The 20,511-nt window shown below is 25.8% G+C and carries 17 protein-coding genes; 12 read left to right on the forward strand and 5 right to left on the reverse strand.

From position 1 onward, the window contains the following. Positions 1 to 31: 31 nt before the first annotated feature. From AC07E4_RS06900 to AC07E4_RS06935, 8 genes are all read left to right on the forward strand, one after another. Entirely contained in the window at positions 32 to 1,090 is a 1,059-nt protein-coding gene (locus AC07E4_RS06900) for an HD-GYP domain-containing protein (RefSeq protein WP_040330808.1), read from the forward strand. A gap of 22 nt (positions 1,091 to 1,112) precedes the next feature. Continuing rightward, a complete protein-coding gene (locus AC07E4_RS06905; RefSeq protein ID WP_040330809.1) occupies positions 1,113 to 1,754 on the forward strand; it encodes a rhomboid family intramembrane serine protease in 642 nt (213 codons plus the stop codon). Positions 1,755 to 1,857: 103 nt separating this feature from the next. Further along, positions 1,858 to 2,919 (forward strand): HD-GYP domain-containing protein, encoded by a 1,062-nt coding sequence (locus tag AC07E4_RS06910; RefSeq protein WP_040330810.1) that lies wholly within the window; start codon positions 1,858 to 1,860, stop codon positions 2,917 to 2,919. Between the two features lie 33 nt (positions 2,920 to 2,952). Then, entirely contained in the window at positions 2,953 to 3,894 is a 942-nt protein-coding gene (locus AC07E4_RS06915; protein WP_478216005.1) for a ribonuclease H1 domain-containing protein, read from the forward strand. 96 nt (positions 3,895 to 3,990) lie between these two features. Further along, the gene (locus tag AC07E4_RS06920; protein ID WP_051540546.1) at positions 3,991 to 4,278 is read left to right on the forward strand and encodes a rhodanese-like domain-containing protein; all 288 of its coding nucleotides are present in this window, start codon (positions 3,991 to 3,993) and stop codon (positions 4,276 to 4,278) included. A gap of 124 nt (positions 4,279 to 4,402) precedes the next feature. After that, positions 4,403 to 4,573, forward strand: a complete 171-nt coding sequence (locus AC07E4_RS06925; RefSeq protein ID WP_158644520.1) for a hypothetical protein — start codon at positions 4,403 to 4,405, stop codon at positions 4,571 to 4,573. Positions 4,574 to 5,007: 434 nt separating this feature from the next. Further along, a complete protein-coding gene (locus tag AC07E4_RS06930) occupies positions 5,008 to 6,309 on the forward strand; it encodes a helix-turn-helix domain-containing protein (protein WP_040330813.1) in 1,302 nt (433 codons plus the stop codon). 16 nt (positions 6,310 to 6,325) lie between these two features. Continuing rightward, entirely contained in the window at positions 6,326 to 7,606 is a 1,281-nt protein-coding gene (locus AC07E4_RS06935; protein WP_040330814.1) for a transcriptional regulator, read from the forward strand. Positions 7,607 to 7,677: 71 nt separating this feature from the next. Here the strand turns inward: AC07E4_RS06935 and AC07E4_RS06940 are convergent, their stop codons facing one another. Beyond that, positions 7,678 to 8,406: a type 1 glutamine amidotransferase gene (locus AC07E4_RS06940; RefSeq protein ID WP_040330816.1), complete on the reverse strand. Its 729-nt coding sequence runs from the start codon at positions 8,404 to 8,406 to the stop codon at positions 7,678 to 7,680. Positions 8,407 to 8,420: 14 nt separating this feature from the next. After that, positions 8,421 to 9,779: a MurT ligase domain-containing protein gene (locus AC07E4_RS06945; RefSeq protein WP_040330817.1), complete on the reverse strand. Its 1,359-nt coding sequence runs from the start codon at positions 9,777 to 9,779 to the stop codon at positions 8,421 to 8,423. A 327-nt stretch (positions 9,780 to 10,106) separates the two neighbouring features. Between AC07E4_RS06945 and AC07E4_RS06950 the strand changes: the two genes are divergently transcribed. Both AC07E4_RS06950 and AC07E4_RS06955 read left to right on the forward strand, forming a co-directional pair. After that, positions 10,107 to 11,783 carry a tetratricopeptide repeat protein gene (locus AC07E4_RS06950; protein ID WP_478216006.1) on the forward strand — a complete coding sequence of 559 codons (1,677 nt, stop codon included), beginning with the start codon at positions 10,107 to 10,109 and terminating at the stop codon, positions 11,781 to 11,783. Positions 11,784 to 11,995: 212 nt separating this feature from the next. Beyond that, positions 11,996 to 13,249, forward strand: coding sequence for an aminopeptidase P family protein (locus AC07E4_RS06955; protein WP_040330819.1), 1,254 nt, complete (start codon positions 11,996 to 11,998; stop codon positions 13,247 to 13,249). Positions 13,250 to 13,297: 48 nt separating this feature from the next. Here AC07E4_RS06955 and AC07E4_RS06960 read toward each other — a convergent pair whose 3' ends face one another. From AC07E4_RS06960 to pflB, 3 genes are all read right to left on the reverse strand, one after another. After that, positions 13,298 to 13,753, reverse strand: coding sequence for a hypothetical protein (locus AC07E4_RS06960; RefSeq protein ID WP_040330821.1), 456 nt, complete (start codon positions 13,751 to 13,753; stop codon positions 13,298 to 13,300). Between the two features lie 160 nt (positions 13,754 to 13,913). Then, entirely contained in the window at positions 13,914 to 14,645 is a 732-nt protein-coding gene (pflA, locus tag AC07E4_RS06965) for a pyruvate formate-lyase-activating protein (RefSeq protein WP_040330822.1), read from the reverse strand. 148 nt (positions 14,646 to 14,793) lie between these two features. Next, positions 14,794 to 17,022, reverse strand: a complete 2,229-nt coding sequence (gene pflB / locus AC07E4_RS06970) for a formate C-acetyltransferase (protein WP_040330823.1) — start codon at positions 17,020 to 17,022, stop codon at positions 14,794 to 14,796. Between the two features lie 1,052 nt (positions 17,023 to 18,074). Between pflB and AC07E4_RS06975 the strand changes: the two genes are divergently transcribed. Then, entirely contained in the window at positions 18,075 to 18,866 is a 792-nt protein-coding gene (locus tag AC07E4_RS06975) for a hypothetical protein (protein ID WP_040330824.1), read from the forward strand. 198 nt (positions 18,867 to 19,064) lie between these two features. Continuing rightward, positions 19,065 to 20,354 carry a trigger factor gene (gene tig, locus AC07E4_RS06980; RefSeq protein ID WP_040330825.1) on the forward strand — a complete coding sequence of 430 codons (1,290 nt, stop codon included), beginning with the start codon at positions 19,065 to 19,067 and terminating at the stop codon, positions 20,352 to 20,354. Positions 20,355 to 20,511 lie beyond the last annotated feature (157 nt).

Here is a 20,511-nt window from a genome sequence, read left to right on the forward strand (position 1 = left end):
ATTTTAGGAAGGTTTTTAGGGTAGAAGAAAAATGCGTTTGGAATATATTCGAAAAGTTAGAGAAAATGAAACTTTAGGTAAGACAGTATTTGATAACGATGGGAGAGTTTTGTTAAAATCGGGAGTTAGATTGACCAATAGATATATTAAAAACTTAGAAAAATTAGGGGTTTACTATATATACATAGAAGATGATAGATTAGAGGATGTAAGTGTAGAAGACACTAAGCTAAATAGTTTAAAACAATATACCATGAATTCATTAAATAAAGTTATTAAAAGTGTTGGTGTAGTAAATAAAAATACAACAAAAGAATATCTTCAGACAGTTACGCAAATGATTGATTATATATTAGAAGCTGGAGATATAAATGCTAGTTTATTCGATATAAAAACATATGACAATTATACAATGGTTCATAGTGTTGATACAGGAGTTATGGCAGCTTTTATGGGGATAAATATGGGCTTTAAGAGAAATGAATTGAATGATTTAGTTGTAGGTGGGATTTTACATGATATAGGTAAAACTAAGGTTCCTATATCAATAATAAATAAAAGAGGAGCCCTTAATGATGAAGAATTCAATGAAATAAAAAGACATCCTATTTATGGAAAAGATATATTAGCTAACAATTATGCTATTCCAGAAACAGCCATAAAAATAATAGAACAACATCATGAAAAAATAAATGGAAGAGGATATCCTTATGGATTAGTTGATAATGAAATTAATCCTAAAGCTAAAATTGTTGCTGTTTGTGATGTTTATGATGCTGTAAGTAGTGATAGAAGTTATAGAAAAAGATTTTCTCCAAAAGAGGCATATGAACTTGTATTGGCAGATAGTGGAAGAGCTTTTGATGAAAGGGCTGTACGAGCTTTCAAAAAAGTATTTTCAGTATATCCACTAGGTAGTTGTGTAAAGTTATCTAATAATGTAGAGGGGTATGTAATTAGACAAAATGATAATTTCCCAGATAGACCTGTAATAAGGGTATTATATGATCATGAGACGAAAATGCCTATTAAATTTTACGAAATAGATCTTTTGAAAGAATTAAACTTAGTTATTGATACTGTTGTTTAATTTTAGGAGTGATAATATCAATATGAATAATGAGAAGATAAAAAAAATAAGAAAAATGCCTAGTATAACATATGTGCTAATTTTTATAAACATAGTGTTATATCTTGTTGAAGCATGCACATCTTTTTTCTATTTAAAAGGTGGAATATTAAAAATAGATAATGTTGTACTTGTTTTGCTTGGTGGTATGGTAAATGTTCTAGTTGAACAAGGACAATATTATAGGTTAATAACAGCAGGATTTTTGCATAGCTCTATATTGCATTTAACTTTGAATATGGTAGCTTTAAATGCAATAGGAGATATTGTTGAGAAAATACTTGGTAAAGGTAAATTTTTAATACTATATTTAATATCATTAATAGCATCATCATATGGTAGTTATATATTTACAAAAGGTAATTCAGGTATAGTTATATCAGTAGGTGCATCAGGAGCCATTTTCGGGATTTTAGGAGCATTACTAGTTATAGTAATTATGAATAGAAATATTTTTGGGAAAAACCTTTTAAGAGGGCTTTTAGAGATAGTTTTTGTAAATATTCTTATAGGTGTGTTTGTTCCTAATATAGATGTAACAGCACATTTTGTTGGAGCTATAACAGGTGCTATTGTTGCATATATAATTATGCTAAATGAAAAGAAAAAGTTAAGAAAACAATAAAATTAGATAAGTAATCTATTCTATAATGAATTTTATAGAATAGATTACTTATTTGGCATAGATAGGTGAGTGGAATTATAATTTATATGATTAGGGGTTTATTATGAGATTTGAATTAATAAATAATGTTAAAGAAAATGAAATAATAGGGAGAACTATATTTGATAAAAATGGTAGACCGCTTTTAAAAAAAGGAGTTAAAATTACCAGTAGTTATATACAAAAGTTAAAAGATTTAGGTGTGCTTTATATTTATTTAAAAGATGATAGACTTAATGATATAGTTGTAGAAGATAATGAATTACAAAGCTTAAAACAAGATACCATGTATTGTCTTAGTAAAGTAATTAGAAACATAGGTGCAATTACACAAAGTCATATAAAAGATTGTGTAAATAGTGTAAGTGAAATGATTGATTATATAATGAATATGAGAGATATAAATAAGAGTTTATATGAAATAAAAACTCATGATAATTATACTATGTTACATAGTGTAGATACAGGCGCTAATACTGCATTTATAGGTTTAGCATTAGGATTTAATAAAGATATGTTAAATGAACTTGTTATAGGGGGAACACTTCATGATATAGGTAAATTAAAAATTCCAATATCAATAATAGATAAAAAAGGACCATTAACAGAGGATGAGTATAATGAAATAAAAAGGCACACAATATATGGAGTAGAGGTTTTAAAAGGAAAGCATGGTATACCTAAATCAGCATTAAGAACAATTTTAGAGCATCATGAGAAATTAGATGGTACTGGATATCCATATGGTATGAAAGATAAGGAAATAAGTATTAATGCTAAAATAACATCGGTATGTGATGTTTTTGATGCACTAACAAGTGATAGGAGCTATAGAAAAAAATTTAATCCGACAGATGCATATGAACTTATACTTTCAGAAGCAGGAAGAAGTTTTGATGAAAGAGTGGTAACAGCATTTAAAGAGACTTTTTCTATATTTCCAGTAGGAAGCTGTGTTAGATTGTCTAATGGAATTGAAGGATATGTTATAAAACAAAATCAAGGATTTCCAGATAGACCTATTATAAGGATACTATATGATGCTGAATCAAAACAAAGATTATCTAATTACTATGAAATAGATTTATTAGATAATACATCAATAGTAATAACTATGATTTTATAATATGAAAAATTTCTAAACAAAAGGGAGAACATTATGTCAAAAGTAAAAAAAGTATATGCCATTAAATATGGGTTTGACAAAGCAAAAAATGAAGAAGTTAAAAATGTTATAGTAGACACATGGGCTGAATGTTCAAGACTTGTAAGTGGTGTAAAAGGAGCTGCATATAAAAGTTTTGAAGTTTTATTAGATGCAGAAAAATATTTAAGTGACGATAAAAAATTATTAAAAAAGGATATAGATACTTATCCTTCAGATAATTTACATATATACGTGGATGGGAGTTACAATTTATATACAGAAAAATTTTCTTATGGATTAGTGGCAGTTAAAAACAATATAGTTGTTTATGTTGAAAGTAATTCATCAGAAGATAATTCTCAAAAACAATTAAGACAAATTGCAGGAGAATTAATGGCATCGATTAGAGCGGTTGAATATGCAAAATCAATAAATGAAAAAAGTGTAGTTATATTTCATGACTATGAAGGTATATATCACCATGCAGTTGGAACATGGCAGCGAAAAGATGAATCATCTAAAAACTATTATGAATTTATGAATAGAACTATGACAAATAAAGAGGTTGAAATAATATTTGTAAAAGTAGATAGTCATACAGGTGATATATTTAATGAAATAACAGATAGTCTAGCAAAAAAATGTATAGGAGTTCCTTTAACTGATGCAGTAGATAAATATTTGAAAAACAACAAAATAACTGTTGCAAATGTTGAAGTGGAAGGTGAAATAAGAACAATAATAAAAGGCACAAATTATCCTAATGTAATAAATTTACAAAATAATATAGAAACAGAAAATATAAAAGATGAAGTAGAAGAAAATGAAGAATATATAGATTTAAGCTATATTAATTCAATATATAATCAAAAAGGTGTATATGGACTAGAAAAGTATTTACAAAGATTAAAGAAAGCTGAGCTTATAAATATAATAAAATCTATGATAAAGTAAATATTATATTTATAGTGAATAATTATTAAATTAAATGTGAAATTTTATAGATTTAGAAGTGGAAAATTATAACTATAAATAAGAGGAGAGATTTTCATGGATTATATAACAATTGAAGAATTACTAAATAATATCGGTGATTTAACAATAATTGATGTAAGAAGTTCTATGGATTTTAAGAGTGGTCACATAGAAAATGCTATAAATATACCACTTATGCAGTTATCGGTAGAGGCAGATGAATTGGAAAAATCAAAAAAGATAGTTGTATATTGTAATAGTGGGAAAAGCAGTACAGGGGCAACTTTGTTGCTAAAAGATATGGGGTTTAATGTTAAAAATTTAAAAGGTGGATATAACGAATATAAAATGTATTGTAAGTAGAATTGTAGTAATAGGAATTATTTTATTAAAATTGTACAAAATACTAATATAAAGTAAATTATAATAAAAATTTTGTATGAATTTATAAAATGTTGTACAATTTTAAGAAAGGAAGAAATACATAATGAGAGTTATGACAAAAATGCTTATTGCAAGTACTGTTACTATAACAGCTGTGGAACTTATACAACCTAGATTAAGTAGAAATAATAAGAAAAAAATAAGAAGATATATGAAAGTTGGTAAAAGTATGGCTGATAATTTATATGGAAACGTCATGACCATATTAGATTAGACTTTATAAAGTTTTGTACTAAGAAAAAGTCAGATAAAAATTCTAATCATTAGAATTTATTTATCTGACTTTTAGTTTAATACATTATATTTTAAAAAAGTTAATTTTAAAAATATTCTAAAAGTAAAAGATTAAAATGAAATATTTAAGCTAGTATTTGAATATACAATAGGAGTTCAAGTGCTTATTTTAATTCTAAATAGGACAAACTAATATTTTTTAAAATATAATAAAAATATAATTAAAAATATTTAATAATACTATAAAATAGTGTAAAATAAAGATGTAATGTACAAATTTTGTTAAAAATTCTAGTTTTTTTTGAGTTTTTATTTATAGATATGTTATAATTAAATATGAAAATTTATAAAATTCTAAAAATGATAAATAAGTATTACGAAAATGATAAATTACTTGAAAAGGGTGCGTGATTTATGAAGATACTATCTTTAGGTGAAAAGATAAAATTGAGAAGGAAAGAGTTAAATCTTACTTTAAAGAATTTAGCAGGGGATAGAATAACTGCAGGACAAATAAGTTTAGTTGAATCAGGAAAATCTAATCCAAGTATGGATTTGTTAGAATATTTAGCTGATAATCTTAGTGTGACTGTAGAATATTTAATGGAGACTGAAGAAACTCAGGCTCAAAAAATTTGTGAATATCATGAAAATATTGCAGAAGCTAAGATTTTAATTGATGATTTAGATGGTGCAATAACTCATATAAACACTTCATTATGGTATGCAGAAAAATATAATTTAGAAATTAGAAAAGCAAAAAATTTATATTTAAATGGATTAATACATACTAAAAAAAATGAATATGAGAAGGCTCAGGAAGAATTATTAACAGCCAATAATATATTTATAAAAAGAAATTATACAGACAATATAATAAGTACATTTATATTACTTGGAAAAATAACATTAAGAATGAAAGCATATCATTCAGCTTATAGTTATTTTCAACAAGCTGAAAAAGTATATGAAGATGGAAATATAAGCAATGAATTTTTGATTGGTGAAATTTATTACTATATAGCTTTGACATATTTTAAAATAGGAGAAATGGACAAGTCGTTAGATTATTCTTTAAGAGCAGAAAGAATATTTAAAAACTTAGATAATAGAAAGCTTTATGGAAAGAAGATGTTAGAGAGAGCACAATCATTATGTGATAAAGGAAATATGGATGAAGCTATAAGATACTCAGAAGTTAGCTTAAAAATATTTACAGAGTTAAATGATAATAGGTACTTTTCTAAAATAGAAAATAGTTTAGGAAAAATTTTCTCTGACTTTAATAGCTTAGAACAATCTTTTGAACATTTATATAAAGCAAAAGAAATTAGGGAAAGAACTAAAGACTCTAAGATAATAGAAACTTTATGTAATATTTGTGATAATTACATAAAATTAAAAAATGAAGAAAAAGCTAAGGAAACTCTAGATGAAATATTAATTCATATAGAAAGAGGCGAAGAAAAATCATTATGTGATTATTACTTATTAAAGTATAGAATTGAATTATTGGAAGGTAGATTAGAAAGTGCGGAAAGCACATTAATTCAAACTTTAAATTATGTTAAAAAGTTAAACTTTTTAAAGGAATATGCAGAAATATCTTTAATATTAGGTAAATTCTATATTGACAATGGTAGAGAAATAGAAGCTGAGAAATGTTTAAATGATGGTGTAAAAGTTTTAAATGAATTAAAAGTTTTAGAGAATTAGATGAGTAGGTGAGAGGATGACTGTTGAAATATTATCTATAGGAGAAAAGATAAAAAGATCTAGAATATATAAAGGGTTAACTTTAAAAGATATATGTGAAGATAAAATTTCTGTTTCAAAAATGAGTTGTATAGAAAACAATAAAGTTGAACCGGAAAGATGGATATTGGACTATATAAGTGAAAAATTACAGTTGGATATAAAATATTTACTTCATGGAGTAAAAGATCAATTAGTTGATAATATTAAAAAATTTAAAAAATGTAAAGAAAATAATGAGTTCTATAATGAGTATTTTGAAGATGTTTTATATAATTTGGAATATGCAGAGAAATATAAAGCATATGATTTATGCTGCGAGATTATGCATTTATTATTTTCTTCATATATGTTTAAAAGAAAATTTGATGAACTTAGAACTATAATACCAAGATATTATGATTTATGTAAAAAAGGAAATGAAGAGTTTTATCAATTAAGATACTATATAGATATAGCAACGTACTTAGCATTAAATGGAGAAAGAACACAAGCTATAAGCTATTATAATAGTGCAAGAAATAGACTTATAGAATTAGATTTAGAAGATAAGACAGAATTAATAAGAGCTACATACAATGAAGCTTCTACATATCTAATGTTAGAGGATTATGAAAATGTCACTAAGATTTGTAGTGAATTAAAAGGGTTAGTTCCATACTGTGAGAATGAAACTTTTAAAGGTACAATATTCCAGTTATTTGGATTATTGGCACTTCATATGAAAAATTATAAGGAATTTGAAGAATATAAAGAGGAAGTATATAAATATCAAAAAAATACTCCAGAAAGATATTCAACTTCACTTCATAATTTTGGAGAAATACTTCTAAAAAATAAGGAGTATGAAAAAGGAAAAGAATGTATAGTGGAAAGTCTTAAAATATGTCCAGAGGATAATAAGGAAAAGAAATGTTTACTTTTAGTTGCAACTATAGAAGTTCTAATAAAAAATAATTTATTAGAGTTGGCTCAAGAAGTATCTGATGAGTTGTTAAATTATGCAATAAACTTAAATAGTAGCAATTTTATTGAAAGTGCATATTATTATAAGGCTATATTATTGCAAATACAAGGGAATTATGCAATGTCTGAAACATACATGAATTTATCATTAGATGTTTTACTAAAGTGCGGTTCTAATAATAAACTTTATAAACGATATTTAGAAATGGGAAATATGTATCATAAATTAGGTGATGTATCAGAATCCATAAAGTTTTTTAATTTAGCATTACAATTAGAAAAGAAAATTTAATTTACAAAAAGAGCTTATCTATAATCAGTTTGATTTAAGATAAGCTCTTTAAATTTTTTAATATAAAGTAGCTAATTTAATTCACGGTTGACAATGAACTTTTTAGCTTTCATTTCTAAGCTATCATCTAATGCAGTTAAACATATTTCTGAATCAATATATTTATTTTGCAATGCAAGAGTAATTAATCTATCAGCTAATTCAGGATTTTTAGATAATAAACTTCCATGGAAATAAGTACAGAAAGTATTTTTATAAATACAACCTTCTTTTTTATCTTCGCCATTATTACCATATCCTGCTTTAACAACACCTAAAGGCTTTAAATTATTTGTAAAAGTTTTACCAGAATGATTTTCAAAACCTACATAAGTTTCATTAAAATCTTCATTATATATAACTGTATTTCCGATAAATCTAGTGTCACCAGCTTCTGTATATATATCTAAAATATCTAAACCAGTAAGTTTATCACCATCTGGAGTTGTATAATATTTACCTAATAATTGATATCCTCCACAGATGCTTAAAAATACTTTACCATTTTCAATGTAAGTACTTATAGAGGTTTTTTTATTCTCAATTAAGTCTTTTGAAACAATAGACTGCTCATAATCTTGACCACCACCAAAAAAGACGATGTCGTATAAATTTTCATCAAAATTATCATTTACAGAAACATTAAATATGTTTACTTTTATGTTTCTTTTTTCAGCTCTATGTTTTAAAATTAAAACATTACCAACATCACCATAAACATTTAATAAATCTGGATATAAATGACATATGTTAAGTTCCATATAAATCACATCCTTTACCATATTTTATCGATATAACCTTTTTCATGAAGAAGTTTTCTTATGTTTAACATTGCTGTATATGTAGCTAAAACATAAGTTGTATTACTATTTAATGATTTTAAGCTACTTAGTAAAGTTTCATCATCTTCGCAAAGTATGAACTTTTCAGTATCAAATCCAGCAATTTTTAATCGTACAGCCATATCGTATAATCGACTACCAGATATGACAACTTTATCTATACTTAAATTATTAAGTTCTTCAAAATTAACATCCCAAATCCATGAAACATCTCTACCATCTGCATATTTATCATTAAGAAGAAGCACTAAATTTATTTCTTTTTTATCAAGCATTATAGTATTTACTGCTTGATCATAACCAGCAGGGTTTTTAACTAATATTATTTTTAAATCTTTACCATCGAAATCTATGCTTTCTTGTCTTCCAAAACTACTTTCTTGATTTGCAAGTGTTTTAGAGATAATGCTAGTACCTATATTAAGTTCTTTTGCTATTGAATAAGCACAAAGTCCATTGTATATGTTATATTCGCCAGCTTGATTTATAGAAATACTATCACCATTTATAACAACATTAGAACCATTAGGATTTAAATCTAATATTTCTTCTACAGAATAATTTAAATTAGGTCGTTTATAACCACAATTGTTACAATAATAATCACCTAAATGATTGTAAGTTACAAAATTATATTCATAAGGTGACTTACAACATTTACAAAATTTATTATCAGCATTTATACTGATACTTGCATTTTTAGAAATTGGAGTACTAAATCCATAATAAACTATTTTGTTTTTTACAGATAATTTTCCAAATAGTGATTCATCACCATTTAAAACTAATGTAGTAGATGGTGTCTTTTCGATTCCACTAAATATTTTATTATATGTGGTATGTATTTCTCCATAGCGATCTAGTTGATCTCTAAATAAATTAGTAATAGATATTATTTTTGGTTTAATGTCTTCTGTTATTAAAGGAACATATGCTTCATCCGCTTCTATAACAGCATATCTATTAGAATTATCTTTGAAGAATTTGTAGTTATGTATAAAACAAGATGTTATTCCAGGAAGCATATTTGCTCCAGTACTATTTGTTATAACATCTACATTGTTAGCTTTTAAAATATTGTATACCATATTTGTTGTAGTAGTTTTTCCGTTTGTTCCAGTTATTAATATAACGGTATAATCTTTTGCAACAGTTTTTAATATATGTTTATCAAATTTTAAAGCAACTTTTCCAGGAAAGTTCGAACCTCCTTTTGATAAAAGCTTAGAAAGAAATCTTATTAATTTAGCTGATATTATACTTAAAAAAGAATTAATCTTAATATTAAACACTCCTTTACAAAAATACTTAGAAGTTATTAATGAATTTTAGTGAATAGTTTAAATTACTCACTATCATATAAACATACTTAATAACTAAATTATTATAACATTTTAAAGAAAGCTTTTCTACACAAAGAAATACATATGATACAGTACATTTAAATTTATGGTTATATTAAAAATTAAAATTATAATAAAACAAAAAAATGAAAGTTCAAAGTAAATAAAGGTATAAATTTAAAATAGACTTTGGAACACTATGAATGGTGTTAAGTAGATTTTTTGTGCTGCATTTGATAAAATTAACATATGAAATAGCAAATAAGGAGGAAATATATGAATATAAGGCTATATGCCAAAAAAGCAATTGTGATAGTTTTACTAATAATTTTAGTTCTAATAGGCATATTTTTCATTAAACAAAGAGTTGATATTAAAGATAAATATATAAAGAAGGGTGAAGAATATTTTTATACTTTACAGTTAGATGATGCAATTAAAACATATGAAACAGCAGAAAAAAAGGATAAGGATAATGCATTATGGTCAGCTAAAATAAGTGAAGTTTATGTTTTAAAGGAAGAGTTTGATAATGCAAATAAATATATTGACAAGGCTTTAGAAAAAAATGATATTAATGGTGAAGCTCATGCTATTATTCTAAATAATAAATTTGTTATGTTAAAAAATAAAATTGCTAGTGGAGCAGTTAGTGAAAATGAAATAAATGAATTTGTAATAAATAGCGAAGAATATCTGAAAAAATTCCCGGAAAATAAAAATATGCAGGAAATTATGTTTTCGGCTTATATTATAAATAATAATAAAGAAAAAGCTAAAAAGATAATTGATGATTATAATGGAAAAACAGCATATGATTTATGTGAAAAAGCCAATATGTCGTTCATATTAGGAGATTTAAATAATGGACTAAAACTTTTAAATGATGCATTTAAAAAGGATAAAAATGAAATAAGAGTATATGAAATAGTAAATGATGAATACAGTAGGAATAAAGATGTATTAAATTTAATTTTAGAAGCCTTAAAAAGTGATGAGGAAAATAGTTGCTACAAAATGATGCTTGCAAAAATTTATTTAAATAATAATGATCTAGAAAAATCATATAAATTAATTGAGAGTGTAGAAAATGATAAGAATTTTATAATTCCAGAAGTTTTAGAATTAAATTTAGAGGAAATTAAGGGTAATAAAGAAAAAGTAAATGAAATATGTGAAAAGTTATTACAAAAAAATCCTAAAAGTTACGTAGTAAATAATTTAATAGCATCAAATTATCTTAAAAAAAATGATATAGAAAATGCTAGCAAATATTTTAAAAAATCAATGAATGCAAATAATAAATATATAAATAACTATATTACTTTGGCACCTAGTATATGGGAGTTAAAAGGGGAGCCAGATAAAGCACTTCCGTATTTATATCATTCAAAGTATTTAGAGCCATACAATAGTTATGTATATGTGAAAAGTGGAGAATATAGTTGGTACAATTTAAATAATGCATCTTATGCATTAGATGATTTGACATTTGCATCAATTATTGATGTAAATGATATAGAACTAAAATATAAAATTTCTAAATTATATTTAGAAAACCATAACTATGAACAAGCCGTGAAATTTTTAAAAGAATGCATAAGTAAAGACTCAAAAAATAAAGAGTATTTTAGAACTCTTGGGACAACTTATATCATTTTAAATAAGAATAGTGAAACATTAAATGAGATCAATAAGGCATATCAATTAGACAAAAATGATATATTAACTATAAACAATTTAGGTTGCTATTATATAATAGTTCAAAGTGATATTACAAAGGCAAAAGAAAACTTTACAAAAGCGTTTAATTTATTAAAAGATACTGATGATGATTATACAAGAAAAACAATAAAAGATAATTACAATAAAATAATTCGATTGAAAGAACAATATGATACTGGTAAAGAGAATGAAGTTATAAAAATACCAGACTTTATTATGTTTTATTAAAAAAAACCCTTATGTATTAAGCATAGGGGTTTTTAAGTTGAAAAATATAAAATATCAAAATTTTAAGTTAATATACTATAAATAAAGAATATTTAGTATGAAATTTGAATTTATATAGAAGGATATTAGAAAAATGTAGAAATTAGTTAACAAAAATGTTACAATATTATAAAAATATGAAAAATTTTAAAGTGTTAGTGGGGGAGTTTATTATGGATAAAAGTTTTTTTATAAAAAATAGAGAAAATTTATTAAGTAAAATAGAGGAGAATTCTATAGTAGTTCTTTTTGCAGGTGAAGCACCTTATAAATCAGCTGATGATAAATATAGTTTCTGTCCAAATAGAAATTTCTATTATGTTACAGGATTTAAAAGAGAAAAAGCTATATATGTAGCAACAAAAGCTTCAGGTGTAATATCAGAAACTTTATATATTGAAAGACAAAATCCAGAACTTATAAAATGGATTGGAAAAAAACCAACACTAGAAGATTCAAAAGAAATAACTGGAATAGAAGATGTTAAATTTTTAGATGAATTTAGTGAAAATTTCTCAAAAATATCAAATCCAAGTATAGAGTATGAAAACATTTACTTAGACTTGGAAAGACAAGAATATGATAAATTACCTAATTTACCAATGATATTTGCAGATGAAGTAATAAGAAAATATCCATACTTAAAGGTTAAAAATATATTTAAATTTATAGCTGAATTAAGAGCTATAAAAAGAGAAGAAGAAATAGAACTTACAAGAAGAGCAATAGAAATAACTAAAGAGGGAATATATAGTATATTTAAAAATGCAAAAGAAGGAATTATGGAGTGTGAATTAGAAGCACATTTTGATTATGAATTAAGAAAAAGAGGAGTTAAAGAAACTGCGTTCAATACAATAGTTGGTTCAGGTGTTAATGGTGCAACACTTCATTATTCAGAAAATAATTGTGAAATTCCTGAAAAAAGTTTAGTATTATTAGATTTGGGAGCTCAATATAATGAGTATAATGCAGATGTATCACGTACATTCCCTGCAAATGGTAAATTTACTGATAGACAAAAAGCTGTATACAATGCAGTGTTAAATGCTATGAAAAAGGTGGAAGAAGCAGCAAGACCAGGAATAAAAAAAGCAGACTTAGAAAAAGTAGCTATGGAAGAATTAGGAAAAGGATGCGTTGAACTAGGGTTAATAAAAGATAAAAGTGAAGTTAGAAAATACTATTTCCACTCAATAGGACATTACTTAGGAATGGATGCTCATGATGTTGGATCATATGATAGAGTTTTAGAACCAGGTATGATTATAACAAATGAACCAGGAATATATATAGCAGAAGAGGGTATAGGTGTAAGAATAGAAGACGATTTACTTATAACTACAGATGGATGTGAAAATTTATCAAAAGATATAATTAAAGAAGTTGAAGAAATAGAATCATTTATGGCGAAATATAATAAATAACATAAAAAACTCAAGATAAATTTATCTTGAGTTTTTTATGTTATTTATTTAAGCTATTAAATTAAGAGAAGTTCTAATTTTTGCATATTCTTCTTCAACAGCATGGAACATTACACTTAAAGTTTCGAAAACTATTTCTGCATTAAAATTACCATTAAAAGGTATAGAAGATTTAGCACTAACAACACCTTGATCCTCAAAAAAAGATATATATTTATAAGTTGAATTTAAATCATTAAATACTTTATATAAATTAATTTTGTCATCTTTTTCAGGAACACTAGTTATATGGAAAATATAAATATCTGCAAGAGTATCATCATCAGTAAGTGATATTACAGCTCTACGAGTATCACCACCACCAAGAACAGGTTTCTCAACTCCATTTATAGTTAGCTTATCTGGAAATGCAAAAATTGTAACATCATCTATGTTCATACCTTTATTCATAGGTATTTTTCTTTCTTCTAAAAATTTTTCGAAAGCTAGTGTATTTTCTCTCATTAAAATATCCCCCTTTAAAAAAAGTAATTACAATTTACATTTCAAGAATTAATTGACAATTCTTGAAATATAGATATATTATCTCATAAAGTTTTTAATTAGTAAATATAAAATAATGTTTGTAAAATTAAAGTAAATAAAAAATAGTAGGATATACCTACTATTTCTTATCAAAGTTAACTAATGAAATTAAGTAATCTTGAAGTTCCTTAGTTTTTTCTTTATCCATGGCTGGAACACCATCAAGTTTATATTTTATTCCAAGAACTTCATATTTGTTTACACCTAATAAATGATAAGGTAAAAGATCGATTCTATCTACATTAGGAATCTCTTCATTTATTACTTTAGCTATTTTATCCATGTGTTCTTTAGTATCTGTATAACCAGGAACAACCACGTGTCTTATCCAAACTCTACAATCACTTTTTCTAAGAGCTTCTAGGAATATATTTACATCATGAGTATTTTGACCAGTTAATGCTATATAACCATCATTGTCTTTATGCTTTACATCAAGCAAAACTAAGTCAGTATATTTTAAAATTTCATCATAATTACCATGACCATAGCCAGCAGTATCTATAGTTGTATGTATGCCTTTTTCTTTACATTTTTTTAGAGCTTCTAATAAAAACTCATCTTGGAAAAGTGGGTCTCCGCCAGAAAAAGTAACACCACCGCCAGATCTTTCAAAGAATGGCTTGAATCTTTCAATTTTTGCTACTAATTCATCAGCTGTATATTCTTCGCCACCATTTAAAGTCCAAGTATCTGGATTATGGCAATATGCGCATCTTAATTTACAACCTTGCATAAATACTACAACTCTTATACCAGGACCATCAACAAGCCCCATACTTTCAATTGAATGAATTCTACCTTTTACCATAATACCACATCTCCTTAATAAAGATTATTTCTTTATACTAAAAAAACTATTATATTAATTATTAAAGAAAAATTCAATACAAAATATAAAATATAATAGTTTTTTTAATATAAAGCACTACCAAAGTGGTAGTGCTTTATAATTTATATTACATAGATTTATGGAATGTTCTGTTGATAACTTCTAATTGTTGTTCTTTTGTTAATCTTACGAAGTTAACTGCATATCCAGATACTCTGATTGTTAGAGTAGGATAGTTGTCTGGATTTTCCATAGCATCTAATAATGTTTCTCTGTTTAATACATTAACATTTAGGTGGAATGCACTTTGACCAAAGTATCCATCTAATATAGCTGCTAAGTTAAGTTTTCTTTCATCTTCAGATTTTCCAAGAGCATCTGGGATGATAGAGAATGTGTTAGATATACCATCTTGACAAGATTCTCTATATTGGATTTTAGCAACAGAGTTTAATGAAGCTAAAGCACCATTTGTATCTCTTCCGTGCATTGGGTTAGCACCTGGAGCTAATGCTTCTCCAGCTTTTCTTCCATCTGGAGTAGATCCTGTTTTCTTACCATAAACAACGTTTGATGTTATAGTTAAAGCTGATAATGAATGTTCAGCGTTTCTGTAAGTTGGGTGTTTTTTAAGCATTGCTGAGAATTTGTTTATTAATTCTACTGCTAAATCATCAACTCTATCATCATCATTTCCGTATTTAGGGAAATCTCCTTCGATTTCAAAATCAACAGTGATTCCTTCTTCATTTCTTATAGGTTTAACTTTTGCATATTTTATAGCACTTAAAGAGTCAGCAGCAACTGAAAGTCCAGCAACTCCGAATGCCATAAATCTCTTAATATCAGTATCGTGTAAAGCCATTTGACCTGCTTCATAAGCATATTTATCATGCATGTAATGAATAGTATTCATTGTGTTTACATATAAATCTGCACAGTACTCAAGTACGTTGAAGTAAGCTTTTTTAACTTTTGCATAATCAAGAACATCATCAGTTATTTTCTCTAAACCTTCAATAACTTTGATTCCTTTTTTCTCATCTACACCACCATTAAGAGTGTATAATAAAGCTTTAGCTAAGTTGATTCTTGCTCCGAAGAATTGCATTCTCTTACCAATTTCCATAGCTGAAACACAGCAAGCTATACCATAATCGTCTCCATAGATATTTCTCATTAAATCGTCATTTTCATATTGGATTGATCCAGTTTGAATAGACATTTTAGCACAATATTCTTTGAAAGCTTTTGGTAATTTTTCTGACCATAAAACTGTCATATTTGGTTCTGGTGCAGGATCAAGGTTAGTTAATGTGTGTAAGAATCTGAAAGAGTTCTTAGTTACTAATGGTTTACCATTAATAGACACACCACCGATTGATTCTGTTATCCAGTTAGGATCTCCAGCGAATAAGTCATTATATTCAGGAGTTCTTAAATGTCTAGCTATTCTTAATTTGATTACAAGTTGGTCAATTATTTCTTGAGCTTCAACTTCAGTTATGATTCCAGCTTGTAAATCTCTTTCTAAGTATATGTCCATGAAAGTACTAGTTCTTCCTAAAGACATTGCAGCTCCGTTGTTTTCTTTTATAGCTGCTAAGTATCCAAAGTAAAGAGCTTGAACAGCTTCTCTAGCGTTAGATGATGGCTTAGATATATCTACACCATAAGATGCAGCCATTTCTTTTATTTGTCCTAAAGCTCTGATTTGTTCAGAAACTTCTTCTCTGTGTCTTATAGTTTCTTCATTAGCAGCACCTTGGATGTTGTTTAAGTCTGCTTTCTTTTGTGCTACTAAGAAATCTACTCCATAAAGAGCAAGTCTTCTATAGTCACCTATGATTCTTCCTCTACCATATGCATCTGGAAGACCAGTTAATAAACCAGCGCTTCTAGCAGCTCTTGTTTCTTTAGTATAAGCATCGAAAACTCCTTGATTGTGAGTTTTTCTATATTTATTAAAGTATTTATTTATTTCAGGATTTAATTCATATCCATAAGCTTCTAATGATTGCTCAACCATTCTGAATCCACCAAATGGATTTACTATTCTTTTAAGTGGAGCATTAGTTTGTAATCCAACGATTACTTCGTTATCTTTATCGATGTATCCAGCTTCGAAGTTGTTTATTCCAGAAACTTCATTAACTTCTACGTCGATAATTCCTTTTTTTATTTCTTCTATTATTAATGCATGAGTTTTATCCCATACTTTAGAAGTTTTTTCGCTTATAGGAGCTAAGAAAGACTCATCTCCTTCGTATACTGTGTAGTTCTTTTGAATGAAATCTCTAACATTAATTTCTTCTTGCCAAAGATCACCTTTGAAACCTTCCCATTGTTTAAACATTTATTATTCCTCCTTAAATTATATAAACTAAATTTTAATATTGAGGATCATTAAGTTAAAATTTAAACTTAATGATGATAATTTATTTATTATTTATTGTAATTATATGTTTAAGTTTTTTGTCTGTTATAATTGTAGTATTAATACAGAAAGAAATCAATACCTTTTTACAATGTCAGAAAAATTTTAATTTAATACAAAATTTGTACAAATAAGAAAGTAATTATATGAAACTCTTTAAAAACAAGCTGTTTTACCGATTGGTACTTATGGAAATGTGATTTGAAAAGGTCAATGAAGAATAAAATAAAAATGAAAATTTGAAAAATAATTTAGAATAATTACAACAAAAAATATAACAGATTAAAAAAAGATAACACAGATGATAACGATTATATCTTAAATTGAAAAATGAAATATAGTGATGGGTTCAATGAAAATGGGGAAATATAACTAAAAATCATTTGAATATGATAAAATGTAAATGAATATATCTAGGTTAGAATATTTTCTTTTATAGAAAATTTATATTAAATTACATATACTAAAATTAAAAAAATAATAAATACATTAATTGTTTTTTTATATGTATAATAAGATAATATAAGGAGAAATTAATTTTAAAATCAACTGAATATATATGCTTTTGAAAATAACATCTTAAATTGATGAATTTATAGGAAACAAAGTTTGAATTTAAAGTTAAGTATATTTCATATTGATAATTTTAATGATAACTTTTAATATATTTTTAAAATTGACAATGAATAACGAATGTGAAAATTAGATTTTCAATTTTAAAAAAATGATTTTTCTTAAATTTACAGAGTAAATCAATTAAACACTATACAAACTAGTTAGTGTTACTTTTTAATTCAAAATTGGTTAAAGATAAAATAGTATTAACATTTGTAACTCTAAAATTGTCATTTGATAAGTATTTTATTTAAACTTTGAACTTAAAACCTTATATTGGATCAATTATCAAACATGTAATTTATGAAACATAAAAAAATAAATATAAATTTAAATTTAGAGATGGAGGTATTAATGTGGGTAGAAAAAAGCCAAGTATGTTTAGTAAAAATTATCAAAAGCAGATGAAGAAAAGAAGAAGAAGATATATATTATTAATATTAGCTTGTGCTTTTTTTGTAGGTGGTGGTATTTTATATGCAACATCTATAAAAGATAAAGTAACTAATATTATGGCTGTAAATGATGAAAAGAAAAAAAATAGTAGTAGTGAAAGCAATGAAGAGTTAAGTAAAGATAAAGAAGAAACTAATAAAGAGGTTGAAAGTGCTGAAAGTAAAGTTGAAAAACTTAAAGAAGTAGTTGTAAATATAGAAAATAAAAATGTAAAAATGCAGGTTGAAAATGAAAGTGGAAACATAATATCTTTTGATGTTGATAAATCTATTGAAGGTGATGTAAGTCCTAACAAACACAATTTACTTTTAATAGAAAAGACTAGTCAAAATGCTTATATTATTAATAATGAAGGAAAAGTAAAAGATGTAACAAGAAAAGAATATGTATCTACAGAAGGTGAAGTTTTTACAAAAGAATCAGTTATGGAAAACAATCAAGGATACCTATGGATGGGTACACCTAAATTTGTAAGTGATGATACTATAATATATACAAGTTATTTACCTTGGATATCTTCTGAAAATAATCAATATATATGGTCTTCTAATATAAACACTTTAGAACAAAAACCATACTATGAACTTGTAGGAAAAGATGTAAAAATTGGGGGAGTGGAATCGAAAGGAATAGCTATTAATATAGATGGAAAAGTTGTATACTTAAATTCTAAAGGTGAAATAGCAAAATAAATAAAATATAAGTACTTGTCATTATAAGGTAAAATATTGTATAATTTGAAAAAATGATGCAATGTTTTATGAGTTAAATATAAAAAATACGGTTATAAGATGAGTAAAAGTTCATAAATAATCTATCTAATTAAAACAATATATGTTATAATTTATTAGATTAATATTCATTTATAGATATTAGGAGGAAGAATAAGAATGAACGTTAAAATGGAAAAAATGCCAAAGAGCGTTGTAAAACTAACTATAACAGTAGAAGCAGAAAAATTTGATAGCGCTATAAAAAAAGCATTCGCAAAAAATTCTAAGAAATTTAATATACCAGGATTTAGAAAAGGTAAAGCACCTTATAGCATAGTAAAGAAATATTATGGTAATGGAGTATTATTTGAAGATGCTTTAGATATAATTTATAGAGAAACATATGGAACAGCATTAACAGAGAATAATGTAAATCCAGTAGACTATCCTGAAATAGAAGTAGAACAAATTGGAGAAGGTAAAGATTTAATATACATAGCTAATGTACCAGTAGCTCCAGAAGTTATACTTGGCGACTATAAAGGAATAGAAGTTAAAAAGAGCGAATATAACGTAACAGAAGAAGACGTTGAAAATAAAATAAAAGAAATGCAAGAAAAAAATGCAAGAGTAGAAGTTAAAGAAAAAGCTATAGAAAAAGGTGATATAGCTGTTATAGACTTTAAAGGATTTACTGGAGAAGTTGCATTTGAAGGTGGAGAAGGTAAAGATTATGAACTAGAAATTGGTTCAGGTACTTTCATAGATAACTTTGAAGATCAATTAGTAGGTTTAAAAGCTGAAGATGAGAAAGAAGTTAATGTAACATTCCCTAAAGAATATGGAATAGAAGAATTAAATGGTAAACCAGCAAGATTTGAAGTGAAAATTAAAGCTGTAAAAACAAAAGAATTACCAGAAATAAATGATGAATTTGCTAAAGAAGTTTCTGAGTTTGAAACATTAAAAGAATTTAAAGATGATGTGAAACAAACATTAGAAAATGCTAGCAAATCAAGAGAAGAAAGAGAATTTGAAGAAGGTATCATATCAACAGTTGTTGAAAATGCAACAATTGATATACCGGAAGCAATGGTTAATAGAGAAATCAATGGAATGTTAAGAGATTTAGAAACAAGATTACAATATCAAGGACTAACTCTTGAAAAATATTTCCAATTTACAAATACAAATGAAAATGAGTTTAGAGAGCAAATGAAAGAAATAGCTAGAAATAAAGTAAAAACTCAAATGGTAATTGACAAAATTGCAGAAGTTGAAAAAATGGAAGCAACAGAAGAAGAAATAAAAACTAGAGCTGAAGAAATAGCTAAAATGTACTATGGTGAAACAGATGCAGATAAAACTGCTGAAATGTTAGTACAAAATCAAAAAGAATACTTAGAAGTTCAAGTATTAGATCAAAAAGTAAGAAAAATGTTAGTTGAAAATAGTAAAGCTATCTAGTTTAAAAATAATATAGACTATATAAATAATTGCCAGATATGCATTCTGGCAATTATTTTAAAATAAATATATTTATTTGGTTAAAAACTTTAAAAATAGTTAATAATTAATTAGTGTAGTATTTGTATTATACTAAATATAGTACAAAGAGGAGGAA

The sequence above is a fragment of the Clostridium amazonense genome, assembly GCF_056431285.1.